The sequence below is a fragment of the Ventosimonas gracilis genome, assembly GCF_001580025.1.
In the GTDB taxonomy this organism is placed as follows: Bacteria; Pseudomonadota; Gammaproteobacteria; order Pseudomonadales; family Pseudomonadaceae; genus Ventosimonas; species Ventosimonas gracilis.
The window spans coordinates 1-232 of sequence record NZ_LSZO01000128.1; the positions used below are offsets into that span (position 1 = coordinate 1).

Consider the following 232-nt stretch of genomic DNA (forward strand, 5'->3'; position numbering starts at 1 on the left):
CGTCGACTGCCCGGGTCACGCCGACTACGTGAAAAACATGATTACCGGTGCCGCGCAGATGGACGGCGCGATCCTGGTCTGCTCGGCCGCCGACGGCCCGATGCCGCAAACCCGCGAACACATCCTCTTGTCCCGTCAGGTCGGCGTGCCGTACATCGTCGTGTTCCTCAACAAAGCGGACATGGTCGATGACGAAGAGCTGCTGGAACTGGTCGAGATGGAAGTGCGCGAC

General features: G+C 62.5%; 1 protein-coding gene. It reads left to right on the top strand.

Translation table 11 applies throughout. The annotated features are described in order from the left end of the window. The coding region (locus AXE65_RS05620) for a GTP-binding protein (RefSeq protein WP_239685034.1) at positions 1 to 232 on the top strand (232 nt) is incomplete at both ends.